Annotated in this window: 12 protein-coding genes; 9 read left to right on the forward strand and 3 right to left on the reverse strand. The window is 38.5% G+C overall.

Annotated features, from left to right (window positions below):
• Positions 1 to 48: 48 nt before the first annotated feature.
• A complete protein-coding gene (locus R2800_13275; GenBank protein MEZ5018023.1) occupies positions 49 to 1,524 on the reverse strand; it encodes a hypothetical protein in 1,476 nt (491 codons plus the stop codon).
• 177 nt (positions 1,525 to 1,701) lie between these two features.
• On the opposite strand from R2800_13275, the gene R2800_13280 reads away from it, so the two are divergent.
• The 3 genes from R2800_13280 to R2800_13290 are packed head-to-tail and all read left to right on the forward strand — an operon-like array spanning position 1,702 to position 4,952.
• Entirely contained in the window at positions 1,702 to 3,120 is a 1,419-nt protein-coding gene (locus R2800_13280; protein ID MEZ5018024.1) for a hypothetical protein, read from the forward strand.
• Positions 3,121 to 3,155: 35 nt separating this feature from the next.
• A complete protein-coding gene (locus R2800_13285) occupies positions 3,156 to 4,034 on the forward strand; it encodes an NAD kinase (protein ID MEZ5018025.1) in 879 nt (292 codons plus the stop codon).
• Between the two features lie 60 nt (positions 4,035 to 4,094).
• Entirely contained in the window at positions 4,095 to 4,952 is an 858-nt protein-coding gene (locus tag R2800_13290; protein MEZ5018026.1) for a DUF6089 family protein, read from the forward strand.
• Here the strand turns inward: R2800_13290 and R2800_13295 are convergent.
• Positions 4,949 to 5,398 carry a GNAT family N-acetyltransferase gene (locus tag R2800_13295; GenBank protein ID MEZ5018027.1) on the reverse strand — a complete coding sequence of 150 codons (450 nt, stop codon included), beginning with the start codon at positions 5,396 to 5,398 and terminating at the stop codon, positions 4,949 to 4,951. The two genes, R2800_13290 and R2800_13295, sit on opposite strands and share 4 nt — an antisense overlap.
• Positions 5,399 to 5,527: 129 nt before the next feature.
• Here R2800_13295 and R2800_13300 point away from each other — a divergent pair, with 129 nt between their 5' ends.
• The 6 genes from R2800_13300 (at position 5,528) to R2800_13325 (ending at position 15,808) form a co-directional block, all read left to right on the forward strand.
• Complete coding sequence (locus tag R2800_13300) at positions 5,528 to 7,093, forward strand: PglZ domain-containing protein (GenBank protein ID MEZ5018028.1); 1,566 nt, start codon at positions 5,528 to 5,530, stop codon at positions 7,091 to 7,093.
• A gap of 83 nt (positions 7,094 to 7,176) precedes the next feature.
• Positions 7,177 to 8,187, forward strand: a complete 1,011-nt coding sequence (locus R2800_13305) for a MoxR family ATPase (GenBank protein ID MEZ5018029.1) — start codon at positions 7,177 to 7,179, stop codon at positions 8,185 to 8,187.
• An 8-nt stretch (positions 8,188 to 8,195) separates the two neighbouring features.
• Positions 8,196 to 10,220: a hypothetical protein gene (locus R2800_13310; GenBank protein MEZ5018030.1), complete on the forward strand. Its 2,025-nt coding sequence runs from the start codon at positions 8,196 to 8,198 to the stop codon at positions 10,218 to 10,220.
• Positions 10,221 to 10,291: 71 nt separating this feature from the next.
• On the forward strand, positions 10,292 to 11,035 hold the full coding sequence (locus R2800_13315; GenBank protein MEZ5018031.1) for a ParA family protein: 744 nt from the start codon (positions 10,292 to 10,294) through the stop codon (positions 11,033 to 11,035).
• A 162-nt stretch (positions 11,036 to 11,197) separates the two neighbouring features.
• Positions 11,198 to 14,074, forward strand: coding sequence for an aminomethyl-transferring glycine dehydrogenase (gene gcvP / locus R2800_13320; GenBank protein MEZ5018032.1), 2,877 nt, complete (start codon positions 11,198 to 11,200; stop codon positions 14,072 to 14,074).
• Positions 14,075 to 14,185: 111 nt separating this feature from the next.
• On the forward strand, positions 14,186 to 15,808 hold the full coding sequence (locus tag R2800_13325; protein MEZ5018033.1) for a hypothetical protein: 1,623 nt from the start codon (positions 14,186 to 14,188) through the stop codon (positions 15,806 to 15,808).
• Between the two features lie 56 nt (positions 15,809 to 15,864).
• On the opposite strand, the gene R2800_13330 is transcribed toward R2800_13325, so the two are convergent.
• Positions 15,865 to 17,094 (reverse strand): kelch repeat-containing protein, encoded by a 1,230-nt coding sequence (locus R2800_13330; protein ID MEZ5018034.1) that lies wholly within the window; start codon positions 17,092 to 17,094, stop codon positions 15,865 to 15,867.
• Between the last annotated feature and the right edge of the window lie 12 nt (positions 17,095 to 17,106).

The raw sequence follows: 17,106 nt of genomic DNA on the forward strand, positions 1-17,106 counted from the left end.
TAAAAATAAGGAAAGCTACGAGTAAACAACCACTTCTTTTTATACATGCTATTTAAAACGCACATCCATAGAGTAAGGGTCGGGCGCTACTTCAAACCTATAATTTATTTTAGGGGCTAATGTGTTGATGTCATAAACTTGATAGTAACCATTCCTGCTGCCACAGTCTGATGGGTGGTGTGGCGCTGGTCCATTGGGGTTGGTGTTTGTATTGGCAATATAAAAAGTCCCATCTTGGTCGTTTACCGCAATACCATGTGGTTGGAAAAATGGACCATCTATTCGCTGCACGACTTCCAGCGTGTTATAGTTAAGTACATATACAGAACCTTTAAAAAGTGCTGATGTTTGAGAGACGTCTTCCATACAAGTAACAAAGAGATAGGGCTTGTTTTTACTAATGGCCATTTCCTTTGGCACAGCACCAACAGGTATTATTTTGATCAGTGTGTCCGCATAAGCATCCATTATCCTTACCTCGTTGCTTCTTTCGCAGGTGAGGAAGTACTTAGAGAAGTCTGGCGACATCATGATCTCGTGAGGGTCTTTCCTGAATTGGTCTGATGGTACATTTTCATCTATTGATATTTGTTGCTTCACGCCACTCTTGTTGAATTTGTAAACAAAGTTGCCTTGCTGTCCTGTAACAATAAAAGTGTCGGCAGTTTTATTGGCAGTAATGCCATGAGGTTGTTTAAAGCCGGGTATGGTTATTCCTTTGGTCATTGCATCGGCATCTACAAATACTACATTGCCTCCTGTAAGATCACTTACTACTAGTGTTTTATTGTCAGGCGATAAGTAAAGCACATTCCAAGAGCCTGGCCCTACGTATGCTTCTGCCACTACAGTGTCTATGCGGGTGTCTATTTTTTGTATGTATTCCCCTGAGGTATAGCATACGTAGGCATATATTCCATCACTGTCAAACTTGACATAATGTGGATTTTCAGGATTGGGGCTACGCCCAATATTAATGTAGCGCATTACCACACTCTTCTCAGCATCTATAACTGCTATGAGGTCACAACCTTGTTGTGTAAGGTAAAGTTTTTGTCTTTGGTTGGGGTTGCTGCTAAAGGCTACAATATTGTCTTTGTTGGGCGCCCCTTTTGCTATCCAGTTTTTAAACGTATAATATTCATCGCGGGTGAGTAGCTCGCCATTATAGGGCATCGGCGGGGCTACTTTAAGTCCTAAGCTATCATGTGGGTTGATAAAGAATAATAAAGAGCTATTGCCTGTGTTGTATGGCACAACAACAGCACCATTTGTGCCACCATCAAAAAGATGTTGCCATTCATCCAGTCGCAAACCTCCCGCAGCTTTATAGCTGGTTTTGTTGTGGCATCCGGCTGTAGCACATCGTGTGATCATTATTTTGCCTATTTCTTCAGGGTAGCCACTTGCTGCTATCTTTTGAGGCGTATCGTCTATTTTAGGAAGCTCGTGTTTGCAGGCGGATAATGCAATGCACGATCCTAATACAGTAATAAAGGATAAAATTGTCTTGGTCATCATCATGCTTAGGCTCTAATATAAATGCTGTCAATCATATTAGCGTCATTATTATCTCCTTTTACAATAATAGGAGTGGTGCTGACGTATCTGAATAATAGACAGGGTGATATGTTAAATGGTTGTGTTGTAAGTCTTTTTTTTACGACTTGATAAAGCATATTATCTTGCAGCTGCATATAAATGATTAAAAGTCAATATTTCCTCTTTCTAGTACTACTCTTACCCTTGGCTGCTTTCGGTCAGGGAAGAGGTATAGATGCTGTGGTGGGAAGCGGAGACTCTTCCGGTGCTGAGAAAATATTGGTAAGGTTTATCAATATAGAAGGGAATAGAAAGACCAGAGCCAGTATTATATATCGAGAACTAAGCATTTCTCCGGATACTTATGTGGCTAATAATAAACTGGCTGAAGTAACTGAACTGAACAGGAAAAGAGTATTTAATCTATCTCTCTTTACCGAAGCCGTTATAAGAGTAGATACTGTGGACACCTATACTGTAGACTGGACGATAATTGTAAAGGAGCAATGGTATATCATACCTGAATTCACCTTCAAGTTAGCAGACAGGAACTTCAATGTATGGTGGGAGGAACAGAACCATGATATAAGAAGGGCGAATATAGGTGTAACGTTAAAGGATAGGAACTTTAGAGGTAATCTGGAACAGCTTAGCATCACAGCTCAAATAGGTTATACGCAGCGTTTTGGTATAGACTACTTCCGCCCTTATGTAGATAAACAGCAAAAACATGGCTTTGGCTTTTCCTTTTTTCTAGCTCAGAATGAGGAAAAATATTATACCACAGATAGTAACAAATGGTTATTTGCCAGAACACCGGGCACATACGTGATCAAAGAGTTTGAAGTAGCGGGTAATTATGTATATCGGCCAAGATATGCATCAAGACACCTTTTTGAGCTACGTTATAGAAACCATAGGGTGGGTGATACTATCCTCTTATTAAATCCTGAATACTATGAGAATAATAGTAGGGTGCTGAAATTGATAGAGCTTGGCTATAGATATGACCTCAATAAGGTGGACAATTGGAATTACCCTTTGGAAGGGTTTAAAACCGTGGTTAACTCTGATGTGCGTATTGGTATAGAAGGTATGACCTTTCAGGCATACTTGGCTGTAGAGGCAGGCTATTTTAAGAAGATAAGAAGAAAGTGGTTCTATTCGAGTATAGTGCGTGGGCGTTTAACCTTTCCTGAAGACCAGCCTTATACCTACAGGAGTGCTATGGGTATTGACGAAGAGTATGTTAGAGGGTATGAGTATTATGTTATTGACGGGTCGCAGTATGGGCTAATAAGGAACAACTTCAAATATGAGCTATTAAATACAGCCATCAGAAAAATACCGATACGTTATATTTCAGTACTGCCTGTAAGGCTTTACCCCAAAATATTCACCGATGTAGGCTATGGACGGAATAAGTTTCCGGGAAATAGCAGCCTGAATAACCAAATGCTTTATTCGGCAGGCTTTGGGCTGGATGTGGTTTCTGCATATGATTTCAAGTTAAGGTTAGAGTACACATTTAACCATTTGGGCGAAAAAGGACTATTTTTGCACCTGAGTAGTGAGTAATATCACTTTCTAAACTTCTAAATAGCAATCCTACTATGCTCGTAGCATTATACAATCGCACATTCGAAGAGCAAGACATACATAGAATACAGCATATCATCACCTTGTTGCAAGAGCATGGTATACAAATGGTTTTCTACAAGGATTTCTATGAACGTATACAAGCTCATGTAGAGCTTAAGGATAAACTAAACTTATTTACCAGTAAGTACGACCTGCCCTCCAATACAGATATGCTTTTCAGTCTTGGGGGTGATGGAACAATGCTGGATACGGTCAGTTTTGTAGGCTCGTCAAACATACCACTTATTGGTATCAATTTAGGTCGGTTGGGCTTCTTGGCAGTAATACCTGAAGAGGAGGTAGAGCAAGCTATTTTATCATTGGTAAGAGGTTCTTATACATTGGAGCAAAGAACGCTTTTACATCTGGATTCTAATTTGCCGCTATTTGATGGTGATACTTTTGCGCTTAATGAATTTACACTTCATAGAAAGGACTCATCTTCAATGATCAAGATACATACCTATTTGAATGGTGAATTCTTGAATACCTACTGGGCAGATGGTCTTATCGTATCTACCCCAACTGGTTCTACAGGTTATTCTTTGAGTTGTGGCGGGCCTGTTGTCTTTCCTCAAGCATCTAGCTTTGTGATCACACCCGTTGCACCACATAATTTGAATACCAGACCTATAATTGTACCCGATGATAATGTGATCTCTTTTGAGATAGAAGGACGGGCAGAACAGTTTCTTTGCACGCTCGACTCAAGAATGGAGACAATAGATAGCAATATTCAACTGGCTGTGAAAAAAGAAGCCTTTACTATATCTTTGGTGAGGCCAGACGAGCATAATTTCTTAAAAACATTAAGACAGAAGCTATACTGGGGGGTCGACAGACGAAATTAATACTAGGTAAACAGACAATAATAATCTTATATTTATAGTTATTACTACTTCAATAGTACAATGCGGAAATACATAGCAATAGCGATCTTATTAATTACACATTTATCTTACAACACAAAAGCACAGAGCTTTTACAGTGGAGAAGAATATGGTGTAGCACTAGGTGGTGCACAGTATTTTGGTGATCTAAATGAGAATTATGGATTTAAATATGTACGTCCCGCATTTGGCGTGTTCACACGTTTTCATATGAACCCTTTTATTGCAGTTCGTTTAGGAGCTGCCTATACAAAGGTGGGGTATGATGATAAGTTTTCCAGCAATATCTATAATAAGACAAGGAACCTTAATTTTCGTAGCGATATAGTTGAAGCTGCTGTTCAAGCCGAGTTTAACTTCTTTAGATTTTTCACTGGTAATGAAAAAGGAAGGTTTACACCATATTTGACAGGAGGTGTAGGTATCTTTTACTACAATCCATACACTATTTATCAAGGAAGACGCCAATATTTACGTCCTCTAGGTACTGAAGGTCAAAATGTTGGTTTAGGTAAGACGTACAATAAGCTCAGTATGTGTTTTCCTGTGGGAGCAGGTATTAAATATTGGATAAAGCCAGGTGTAAATCTAGGTTTTGAAATAGCTAACAGGCTAACACTTACAGACTACATGGATGACGTAAGCACTACTTATGCCGGAGCACAAAATTTTGAATCCGACCCTGCTTATCCAAGCCCTGCATTTGCACTGCAAGACCGCTCTTTGGAAGTAAGTAATGTGCCACTAGGCAGACAAGGTAAGCAAAGAGGGAATAGTGCCAGTAAAGATCAGTATATGACTTTTATGGTAACACTTTCCTTTCAGTTGAAAGTATATAAGTGCCCTTCTTATATCAAAGAGAATTACTACATGTACTAAACATTGATGGATACATTGATCCATTCTCCATCAAAATCTGCATTGTATTTTTTGTAGAAATTAATAGCAGGCTCATTCCAGTCTAGTACTTGCCATAATATGCCATTGAAATTTTGCTTTTGGGCTACCACTATTAGTTCGTCCAGCAACTTCTTGCCAATACCCTTGCCCCGCCACTCTTCTGTTACAATTAGGTCTTCCAAATAAAGGCGCTGCCCTTTCCATGTAGAGTATCTGATATAGTATATGGCGCAGCCAACAATACGTCCGTCTGCCTCGGCTACAAGTGCCCACCAAACAGGTTTTGGCCCAAAACCGCTTTCTTTAAAATGCTCCATGCTCACAGTGACCTCATCAGGTGCTTTTTCGTATAAGGCTAATTCTTTTATGAGGGTCATCATCTCGGGACAGTCTGCTTCTACAGCAGCTCTTATTAGTACAGACATAGTAGTAAATAATAATAGACCATAAATATAGTTGTAAAACTTGCGTTAAAACAACCTGCTTAACAATATAGAAGTGTATTTTTAGTTGTAATTAGGAATTACTAAGTACAACACAACCTCAAGCACTATATGGCAGATACACACGGAGATATTTTATGGGTAGATGATGAAATTGAATCGCTAAAATCGCAGATCCTTTTTCTTAAAAACAAAGGGTATGAAGTGACAGCATTGACCAATGGTTATGATGCGCTCGAATACTTAAAAGATAATACTGTAGATGTAGTATTGTTGGATGAAAGTATGCCGGGTATTACGGGTTTGGAAACGCTGGCTAAGATAAAAGAGGTGAAACCTTCATTGCCTGTAGTAATGATCACTAAGAATGAGGCAGAGAATATAATGGACGAGGCCATTGGCGGGCAAATTTCAGATTATTTAATCAAGCCGGTGAACCCTAATCAGGTATTATTGGCTTTGAAAAAGATCATAGATTCTAAGAGATTGGTGTCTGAAAAAACCACTACTGCTTATCAACAAGAGTTTCGGAATTTGTTCATGGCGCTGTCTAACAATCCCGACCATGAAGAATGGAAAGAGTTGTATAAAAAACTAGTGTATTGGGAGCTGGAGATGAGCAAAAGTGATAGTGACGGAGGAATGATGGAGGTGCTGCAAAGCCAAAAGGCGGAAGCAAATACAGAGTTCTTTAAATTCATTTCTAAGAACTATGAAGGCTGGATAAAAGATGGCGAAGGGCCAATATTGTCGCACCAACTTTTTGCTAAAAAAGTAGCACCGTACTTAAAAGAAGGGAGACCTACATTTTTAATTGTTATAGACAATTTGCGCTTAGACCAATGGAAAGCATTTGAGTCGATATTGACAGAGTTCTATAAAATCATTGATGAAGATCTGTTTTATAGTATCCTGCCAACTGCGACACAGTATGCACGTAATGCCCTGTTTGCAGGTATGATGCCGGTTGATATTGAGCAGAACTTTAGAAATGAATGGAAGAATGATGATGATGAGGGTGGTAAGAATTTATACGAAGAAGAATTCTTAAAACACCAGTTGTTGTCTTTGGGGCTAGATGGACTTAAATCGAAGTACGTTAAGATAACCAATAACGAAAATGGTAAACAGCTGGAAGACGAGATACATAACTACCTTAATAATGATCTAACAGTTGTGGTTTACAACTTTGTTGATATGCTGTCTCACGCGCGTACTGAAATGGAAGTGCTTAAAGAACTAGCGGGAGATGAGATATCTTATCGTTCGCTTACAGTTAGTTGGTTTGAACACTCTCCATTATTCAGAGCCTTGAAAAAGATAGCGGATAAAGATATTCAGGTAATGGTGACAACAGACCACGGTACTGTTAGGGTTAAGACCCCTAGTAAGTGTGTTGGCGATAGGCATACGACTACCAACCTTCGCTACAAGCAGGGTAAAAACTTGCAGTTTGAAAAGAAGGATGTATTGGCATTTAGAGATCCTAAACTAGTTGGGTTGCCTAAATCGAATATTAGCTCTTCGTTCATTTTTGCAAAAGAGGATGTGTTCCTTTGCTACCCTAATAATTATAATCATTACGTGAATTATTATAAGGATACTTTTCAGCATGGAGGTATATCGCTAGAGGAAATGATAGTGCCTGTGGTACGGTTGGAGAGTAAAAAGAGCTAAGCTGTTTTCACAAAAAATTATAGTAAACAAATATTATCTAAGTACTATAAATCAGTAAACTTGTAAAAAGTACTGTTGTAACTATGGAACCAACGGAAATAGATTCATTGCAAGAACCAACTACTCCCGCTACTGCGTCTGGGCAAATAATAAGTCTTATAGCGCAGATAGAAAAGGTGATAAGGGGTAAGCGCAATCAGGTAGAGAGTGTTATTACATGTTTGCTTGCGGGAGGACATATTCTTATGGAAGATAACCCTGGTACTGGTAAGACGGTACTAGCTAAAACATTAGCGCAATGTATCAGCGGTAGTATGGAGGAACAACATGTGTCGTTCAAGCGTATTCAGTTTACTCCTGATCTCTTGCCGATGGACTTGATAGGTACTTATATCTTTGATGATAATAGTAAAGAGTTCATATTTAAAAAGGGGCCACTTTTCTGTAATGTGCTATTGGCGGATGAGATCAACCGCGCCTCTCCCAAAGTACAAAGTGCCTTATTAGAGGCTATGGCAGAACATCAAATAACTGCCGGTGATACTACATTGAAACTGGAAGATATGTTCTTCACCATTGCTACACAGAACCCTGTAGAGATGGAAGGAACTTATCCTTTGCCAGCTGCACAGCTCGACCGTTTTTATATGAAGATATATTTCGGTTATGTAGATGAAGATGTGGAAATAGACATTTATAACGATTATTTGAACATTGCTCAAAATCTAACCTCTTTGGAACAAGTATTGAGCATGAAAGATATTTTGGCACTGCGTACCGAGGCTGAAAATGTTTTTGTGCATGAAGAGATAGTAAAGGCAGTGAGTAACATTGTACGCAATACACGTACGCATGAAGATATTACACTTGGCTGCTCTACACGTAGTGGTATAGCCTTCTTGAAATGTTTGAAAGCATATGCACTGGTAAAGGGTAGGACATTTGTTATAGAAGATGATGTAAATGATATTGCTTACCGTGTTTTAGAACATAGGTTGATGTACCGTAATAAAGAAGGAAAGCAAAACGCATTAAAGAGTATAATCAATAAGGAAAGAGAGCGTTTAGCGAAGTTGAAATTGTACGACCAGTAGTTTCAGTAATGAGTTTTTTTTTCAGAACAAGTAAGTTGACAATAGCCTTTTGTGCATGTGTATTGGTCATGTGCAGCAATAGGTTATTGGCACAATCCCTTGCTCAAAGAAAAGCAGCGCAACGATATGAGATAGAAGCCAAGCGTATTGGTTCTGATATCAATAGCGAAGACGCATTGCCTCGTTCCCGCGAGTTTAAAAGAATAGATAGTACTTACTATGTTGGCTGGATGTATGAAGGGGTGTATAAATACAACCATGCTGCAGATTACTTAGGATATAAGAATGCATCCGTTCCATTAGAAAGAGCACTCGCCGTTATGGAGCGAGACTATAGAAAAGAGTTGGCTACTCGCACGTCAGACCTAATGACGTATTATCCTGTTTATCGTTTCCATTTAGATTATACCATGATAGCACTCTACTTAAAGAACTGCTATGAGAATATGGAGCAGCCTAAAGAGACCTACGCGCTACTAAGAAGGGTGTTGAAATGGCGATTCCAAAGAGATTACTACATGGATGCCTACAACTATTTGGGGTGGATCGTACATAGGAACAGATACTACACGAATGAAAAATATCCCTTTCTTAAAAATTCAATAGATGCAAATGAAGCCTTAGCCAATAAGTATTTGGATTCGGGTTTAAGAAGGATACAGAAAGACAAATGGGTTAATCGTCAAATATTTCAACCGGGTTATGAGAAACAGGAAAGGATGTCGGTATATCATTACAAGTCTATACTGCACAGTTATGCGTTAAATATAGATTCTGCAGCGTACTACTATAACAAGATGAAAGGTAGTGGTATTTTCCCTCATAATAATTATGCAACCTTTAGAACTATTTGCGGAGACTTTAGAGAAGCAGAGTCGGAGTATAAAAAAGCAGTTGCGCAAGACGCAGGTGATAAAAGACTAAAGGAATGGGCCTATTACCGCTCTATATTGAGCATATATAAAGGGGAGCAGAATAGTGGTATAGAACTGATAAAAGATATGATACGAGCTAATGGTTCTACACCTGGTTTTGGTTGGTATAATATCGCTCTGGGCAGGTTGATGTATTATGATGGTCAATACAAAGAGGCAGAAAGATATACCAACAAAGCGGCAGAGTTTAAAGAGCTGCATATAGGTACTACATTAGGCCAGTCGCATTACGACTTCAGCGTGCAGATGTTGAAGTTGATGAACAAACAGGCGGAGATAGAACGCCTAAAATTCGAGAATAGTAATTGGTGGTATAACCCTTCAGTATTATTAACTATGGCGGGTTTGAAAGCTGAGTTGTATACACAACAGTTTTTGATCATTAACCAATTTGCTAAAAATCCAGAGCGTGATAGAGTAGTGTACAAACTTTTTTCTACAGAAAGTACTATAAGCTGGGATGAGGTTTGGTACTTGATAAAGGATTTTAGCACAGATTTTTTCCTGAAAAAATTTAATGAAGAAGCCCAAAGTGATGATAGGCGTTATATTAGAAAGTACTTTAAGCTTTTTGTAGCTAAACTACAGATAGAGAAAGGTAACTACACCAAAGCCCAAACTATTCTTGATGAGATATTGCAGGACAGTAATATAGATGAAGAGTATGAGCAATTATTTTTAGCGAGAGTGTTTGAAGCAGCCGCTACTTGTGCTAAGGAAAAGGAAGATGTTGCTCGTTATCAACTATGGATGGATAAAATGTATCAATTCTATCCTGAGCTTATCCCTACTTCAGGGTTAAAGATGAGTATGAATCTGCATCTCGCGGGTGATGTTGATGAAAAGCTGATTCAGCGCCTAAGAGATTGTAACATTGACTGGAAAGAAAATGAAAAGGGCATACCGCAGGTATATTTATCCTTTTCAAAGACAAAAGATAAATACAAGGTCATATACACCACAAAAGGTGCTGATGGTAACATTGTGGTACAAGAGGATACTATATCTTATCAAAAACCAGAAGAAGGTGCATTGGAGCTATCCTATAAGCTGTTCGATATAGGGAACACTCCAAAGAAAGAAGACGTAGAAACTTAACAATGAAAGATTGTTAAAACCTTAGTGATGTGCTAGCTTTACTTTCTCTCCATGTAAATAAGTAGCAATCTATGTTTGTAGCATCATTATATAATTTGAAAGGAGGAGTAGGTAAAACCTCATCTTGTGTTAATCTGGCTTATTTGGCGGCAAAGGACGGCTATAATGTTCTGGTATGGGATCTAGATCCGCAAGGTGCTGCTAGTTATTATTTTAGCTCTAAACCAAAGTCCAAGAATGCTTCAAAGAAAGTCATCAATAGAGATATTGATATTGATGAAGCAATAAGAGCCACCGATTACCACAGTTTGGATATCATCCCTGCTGACATGTCTTCTCGCAAGTTGGATATACTTTTAAATGATGCCAGTGGTTCTAAAAAGCAAATGAAAAAACTGTTGAAACAGGTGGAGGAAGATTATGACTTTGTATTTATAGATTGTCCTCCTAGTTTCTCAGAACTGGCTAATAATGTTTTTCATGCGTCCGATGCTGTGTTCATGCCCGTAATACCTACAACGCTATCCTTACGTACTTACGAGATAGTAAGTGAGTATTTTGAGAACAAGAAGGTAGGTTTGGAGAAATTGATGTGTTTCTTCAGTATGGTGGATATTCGAAAGAATATGCATAAGGATGTAATGAACGATCTGTATAAAAATCAGCACTTTTTTGAACACTATATACCCAATTTGTCTGATATAGAGCGCATGGGCGTACACAATGCTCCTGTTGAAACCTTTGCCCCGTCTAGCTATGCTGCTATATGCTACAGAGCATTGTGGGCCGAGATCAAAGAAGGTGTTATGGAATAAATGAACTTTCTTTAATTGAAAATCGCATCATTATATAGCTCTTATTCCGTATATGTGAAGATTTTGTCCGGAATACCTACATAGAATAAAAAAATTAGATGTTTTGCAATTAACTAGTATCAAGCTAACTTTGCATATTCTTAATATTTTCTAAGGTATTTTATGAACATTTTTTCTCAGCAAAACAGAGAGTTTACGCCACGCCATATTGGTCCTGACGAGAACGAAACCCAGCAAATGCTAAACACTATTGGTATCTCCGATATGGAGGAGCTAATAGCACGAACGGTGCCTAGTGCGATACGCATGGATAAACCTTTAGATGTGCCTACTGCACTAAGTGAAGCAGGCTATCTTGAAATGCTGAAAGAAGTATCACAAAAGAATAAATTATACAAAACATACATTGGGCAAGGGTATTTTGATACACACACGCCTAGTGCTATTTTGAGGAATATATTTGAGAATCCGGGTTGGTATACATCGTATACTCCTTATCAGGCAGAGATATCTCAAGGCCGTTTGGAAAGTTTGCTAAACTACCAAACTATGGTAAGTGATCTTACAGGCTTGCCATTAGCAAACGCTTCTTTACTGGATGAGGCTACTGCAGCAGCAGAGGCAATGTCTATGTTCTTTAGTAGTTTGAATAAAGGCGTAAATATCACAAGACCTAAGTTTTTTGTAGACAACGATGTATATCCACAAACAAAGGATGTGGTCATCACACGTGCAACACCTATTGGCGTAGAGGTTGTGTTTGGTGATTATAGAACTGCTACTATTGATGAAACTTATTTTGGTGCTCTTGTGCAGTACCCTAATGATAAAGGATCTGTTGAGAATTACCGTGATTTTATCAAGCAAGTTCACGATGCTGGTGCTTATATGGCTATGGGTACTGACCTGTTGGCGCTAACCTTATTAACACCTCCTGGCGAGCTAGGTGCTGATGTTGCTTTTGGGTCTGCTCAGCGTTTTGGAGTTCCATTAGGTTTTGGTGGTCCACACGCAGCATTCTTCTCTTGTTCAGAAGATTTTAAACGTCAAATACCAGGACGTATAATAGGTGTTAGTATTGATGCTAATGGCAATAAGGCATTAAGAATGGCGTTGCAAACACGTGAGCAACACATTAAGCGCGAAAAAGCAACTTCTAATATATGTACTGCGCAGGCATTACTAGCTAACATGGCTGCAATGTATGCGGTATATCATGGTCCTGATGGATTAACTAATATTGCTAAGCGTGTTACCTTGCTAACACAAACATTGGCGAACCAGCTTACAGAGCATGGTTTTGAGTTAGTATCTTCTTCTTATTTTGACACTATAGTTGTGAAAGTAAAGGACGCTGCTGCTGTAAGAAAAGTGGCAGAAGATGCGCAGATCAATTTCAGATATTTTGCTGATAACGCATTAGTAGGTATCTCTCTTGATGAGACAACAACAACTTCTGATCTGTTCGATATAATTAATGTAATCGTTGGTGGTGATGACGCTGTTAGCTTTGCAATAGATCATGATCATCCATTAACTAATATTGGTACAGCTGTTACTCGTACTTCAGAATTTTTAACACATCCGGTATTTAATAGCCACCATAGCGAAACGCAAATGATGCGCTATATGAAGTATTTGGAGAACAAAGATCTAAGCTTGAATACAAGCATGATCTCATTGGGTTCTTGTACGATGAAGCTGAATGCTGCCACAGAAATGATGCCTTTAAGCTGGCCTCACTGGAGTAAAATGCATCCATTTGTTCCTTCTGATCAAGCAGGTGGTTATCACCAAATAGTAAAAGAACTAGCCGAATACTTGTGTGAGATTACTGCTTTTGATGCATGTAGCTTACAACCTAATAGTGGTGCACAAGGAGAGTATGCAGGTTTGTTGACTATACGTGGCTACCACGAAAGTAGAGGTGAAGGGCATAGAGATGTGATGTTGATACCTATATCAGCACATGGCACTAACCCGGCTTCGGCGGTAATGACTGGCTACAAGGTTGTTGTAGTAAAAGCATTAGAGAATGGTTATATAGATGTAGCTGACCTTAAGGCAAAAGCTGCAGAGCATGCAGATAACCTTGCAGGTATTATGGTTACATACCCATCTACATATGGTGTGTATGAAGAGACCATAAAAGAGATAACTGACATAGTACATCAGCATGGTGGACAAGTATACATGGATGGCGCCAATATGAATGCTCAAGTAGGTTTGACTGCTCCGGGTTTGATCGGTGCTGATGTATGTCACTTGAACTTACACAAGACCTTCGCTATACCGCACGGTGGTGGCGGTCCTGGTATGGGACCAATTGGTGTTAAAGCACACCTAGCACCATTCTTGCCTTCTCACGTTATGGAGACTGGTGAAAAAGCAGGAAGAGCGGTTTCAGCTGCACCTTATGGCTCTGCAAGTATTTTGTTGATCTCTTATGCTTATATACGCTTATTGGGTACTAGAGGGTTGAAGGCTTCTACTGAATATGCGATCTTAAATGCTAACTACATGCGTGCCCGCTTGAAGGATAACTATGAGATATTATATACAGGAAGTGGAGGTACTTGTGCACACGAATTTATAGTAGACCTACGCCCGTTCAAAAAGACTGCAGGAGTGGAAGCAGAAGATGTAGCAAAGCGTTTGATGGACTATGGTTTTCATGCACCAACAATGAGTTTCCCTGTACCTGGTACTATTATGATAGAGCCAACAGAGAGTGAGGATAAAGCAGAGCTAGATCGTTTCTGTGATGCGATGTTGCAAATACGTGCAGAAATACAAGCGATCGAAGAAGGTAAAGCTGATGCAAAGGATAATCCTTTAAAGAATGCACCACATACTCAGTTTGTTGCTATTAGTAGCGATTGGAACAGAAGTTACAGCAGAGAAGAAGCTGTTTACCCGTTAGAGTGGGTGAAAAACAATAAGTTCTGGCCAACTGTTGGTCGTGTTAATAATACACACGGTGATAGAAACTTAATATGCACATGTGAGCCTGTTTCGGCTTATATGGAAGAAGCATAATATAGAAGTAGTTAAATAAAAAGCTCCTCATTTTCGAGGGGCTTTTTTTTTATTCTTAATTAGTATAAAACTGTATGATGTTATATCATTGCAGTATCCAAACAAACCCCAATGAAGTATTTAGTATTCTTGTTTTTTGTAGTACTTAGCCCAGTAATTAGTAAAGGGCAATTTTCGAAATATGAACTTAGTGCACCAATAGAGATACCAACAGTAGGTTGGAATAAATTGTTACAAATGAGCAATGGTAATACCCTGTTGTTCCATATGGAGCCAAGAATTCCTATTGTTGTAAAAGTATTTGATAGTAGTAGAAAGGAAGTGTCAAGCAGAAGGCATGTCACTAAAGTGGTGAGACCAAGAGATTTTGAAAGAGGAAGCTTTGACGGATTATTTGAAGTGAATGGAGAAGCCATATTGTTTCTTTCGGCACATGTGGATAATAAAGAGACGTTGGTAAGGTTACATTTTGACAGTAAAACAGGAGCATTACTCCATGAAGACAAAGTAATAGTATCAGAAAGTTTTCAAAAGAAAGCATTGTCTTATGTGTTACATCATAAAAAAGCAGATGGTTATGCCGTAGTAACAATGAAAAATTTCAGAGATTTCATAGATGAAAAAACTAAAGAACAAGTAGTATTATATAGGTTTGATAAAAACCATAACCAAACAAGGGAAATGGTAGCTGATCTAGGGTATAAAGATTATGATGATATTGGTTTTTCCGGAGCTAGTATGGCTAGCAATGGTTCGGTTAATATGACGTTTAAACTGATAAAATATGTAGAGTACCCTAATACTTTTAATAGATATCTAGCCACCTGTTTTAATAATAAAAATGATACAAGTATTACGATTGTTAAAGCAAAAATGAATAGTGATCTAAGCCCATACTATTCACAGTACACATACAATTCATTTGATAACTACCATCAAGTTTTTTTAGTCAATTCGCTAGCAGGCTACTACAAGCATGGACTAAGTAATATTGCAGTGACTCACTTCTCGAATCTTATGAGTATTTATTCAGCTTCCGATCTGTCTGTATCAGCACATAAATATATTGAGAATGTTGAGGCGACTAAGTTCTATTCAAAATATAGAACGGAAGTAGGAGTGAGAGCAGAATTGGCAGCTAAATATTTCTTTTCAGATAATTATGGTAATACTATAATTGTATCTGAAGAACATGCGGATAGAAAGCAGGTAAAGATTGATAATAGGTCATTTTCAATGCTAGGTAATATTAGTGTTACTAAGGTTATGGGTAATGGAAATGAATCTTGGGGTGTAATGCTGCCCAAAAAGCAAATGGTACCTAATTACCTTTCTGCTAATACTATATTTTATAGGAGTAGGGCTATCAATATTTTTAGAACTAGTGACCCTCTTGTAGAGCAGGTCAACAATTATGCATCTTTCTATTCTTTTAGTAGTGATAGAGAATTGTTTGTAGTATATAATGATCTGAAACAAAACTTCAGCAACCCTATAGAAGAGCAAGTAGATACTTTATATGACTGTACTACTGCTGATGCTACTTACTATACTATTGATAGCAAAAGTAGTATAGCTAAATTCAAGTTGTATGATAAGGAGGATAGCACTACAAGAGCTATTTATATAGAGGCTAGTGACTTTGATGATAAGCGCAAAGTATATGCTGCACTAATGTTACACACCATTGATGATGAAAATAGTGAAATGAAAATATCATGGCATTATAAGTAAAAAGCCGCCCACAAGATTGTGAACGACTTCTATACTTACTGCCCTCTGAAATACTACTAGTCATTAATCATAATCTGCGCTTTTAGTAGTTCTTTTTTAGTTGATACTTGAAGTATGTAAGTGCCAATTGCTAAAGACTTTATATCTATAGTTTTGTTTGCAGGAATATTTCCTGACTTTACAATTTGCCCTTGAGTATTATAGATATCATATTTTTGATGTTCTATGCCCTTTTGATTAAGGGTTAGAAGCCCTTTGCTCGGGTTAGGATATACTGCTAGGTTATTGCTTGTTCCGAGCGAAGTAATGCTAAGTGGTAGACCATATTCGTACCAACTTTTTGAAGTGCCTGGTCCATCTCCTGTGCCTACATAGGCGTTATTCCCAACTACTGTAGCAGTTGCCCTTCTCAATTTACCAGCAGGGTATGCTGCTGCTGAAGACCATGAATCTGTCGTTGGGTTGTATACCTGAAAGTCGTCCAGATATACAGATTGGAAACTTGCATCGCGATATGTACCAAGTCCGCAATATGCCATGCCATTGTACACAAAGGCTACTCCCATATGTCTTGGGTCTCCTGAGAAATCTGCCTTTGGTGTCCATTTATCTGTTGTTGGGTCGTATTCGTATACTTTTTTAGTCATTTCTCTACCACCACCACCTACTTTATTTACTTCTCCACTGGCTACATATCCCTTGTTCCCTATTGCGAATGTGAAAGGTAAGTCGGGCCTTAGGTCTCCTGGGTAGTTTGCCTTTTGAGTCCAAGTATTTGTTGCAGGGTCGTATTCATACATGTCATTTTGTGCTACAAAATTTGATGAAGTACCAACTAGTATGTATGCCTTGCTGTTAACAACAAAGGATCTACTTCTAAAAACGCCAGAGAAATAAGGCATATCAGCTTTTTGAGACCAAGTATCGTTTGTTGCATCATATTCCCATAAGCTTTTTGAGTAGGTGGTTCCTGCCTTGCCCAAACCAATATATCCTTTTCCATTTATAGTAAATGCTACGCCTTCAGCCATGCTGCCTCCTGGTAGTGAAGATTTTTGAGTCCATTTGTCTGTGGCAGGGTCATATTCATAAAAATTACTGGTACGATTACCACTGCTTAATTCTCCACCACCTACATATATTTTCCCATTGAGTCCAAAACTGTATGCACTATGTACTTCTCCACCTAGGAAGTCAGATTTCTTATTCCAAGTTTGTGCATAGCATGTATTGACTAGAAACATTACAACTGTAGCCAGTAATAACGTGATATTAAATCGTTTCATATTATAGTGTTT

The organism is Flavipsychrobacter sp., assembly GCA_041392855.1.
Taxonomy (GTDB): Bacteria; Bacteroidota; Bacteroidia; order Chitinophagales; family Chitinophagaceae; genus UBA5543.

What these genes read in the sequence shown, in the direction of transcription:
- R2800_13275 (MEZ5018023.1), bottom strand. Translation starts at nt 1,524, where the DNA reads ATGATGATGACCAAGACAATTTTATCCTTTATTACTGTATTAGGATCG.
- R2800_13280 (MEZ5018024.1), top strand. Translation starts at nt 1,702, where the DNA reads ATGATTAAAAGTCAATATTTCCTCTTTCTAGTACTACTCTTACCCTTG.
- R2800_13285 (MEZ5018025.1), top strand. Translation starts at nt 3,156, where the DNA reads ATGCTCGTAGCATTATACAATCGCACATTCGAAGAGCAAGACATACAT.
- R2800_13290 (MEZ5018026.1), top strand. Translation starts at nt 4,095, where the DNA reads ATGCGGAAATACATAGCAATAGCGATCTTATTAATTACACATTTATCT.
- R2800_13295 (MEZ5018027.1), bottom strand. Translation starts at nt 5,398, where the DNA reads ATGTCTGTACTAATAAGAGCTGCTGTAGAAGCAGACTGTCCCGAGATG.
- R2800_13300 (MEZ5018028.1), top strand. Translation starts at nt 5,528, where the DNA reads ATGGCAGATACACACGGAGATATTTTATGGGTAGATGATGAAATTGAA.
- R2800_13305 (MEZ5018029.1), top strand. Translation starts at nt 7,177, where the DNA reads ATGGAACCAACGGAAATAGATTCATTGCAAGAACCAACTACTCCCGCT.
- R2800_13310 (MEZ5018030.1), top strand. Translation starts at nt 8,196, where the DNA reads ATGAGTTTTTTTTTCAGAACAAGTAAGTTGACAATAGCCTTTTGTGCA.
- R2800_13315 (MEZ5018031.1), top strand. Translation starts at nt 10,292, where the DNA reads ATGTTTGTAGCATCATTATATAATTTGAAAGGAGGAGTAGGTAAAACC.
- gcvP (MEZ5018032.1), top strand. Translation starts at nt 11,198, where the DNA reads ATGAACATTTTTTCTCAGCAAAACAGAGAGTTTACGCCACGCCATATT.
- R2800_13325 (MEZ5018033.1), top strand. Translation starts at nt 14,186, where the DNA reads ATGAAGTATTTAGTATTCTTGTTTTTTGTAGTACTTAGCCCAGTAATT.
- R2800_13330 (MEZ5018034.1), bottom strand. Translation starts at nt 17,094, where the DNA reads ATGAAACGATTTAATATCACGTTATTACTGGCTACAGTTGTAATGTTT.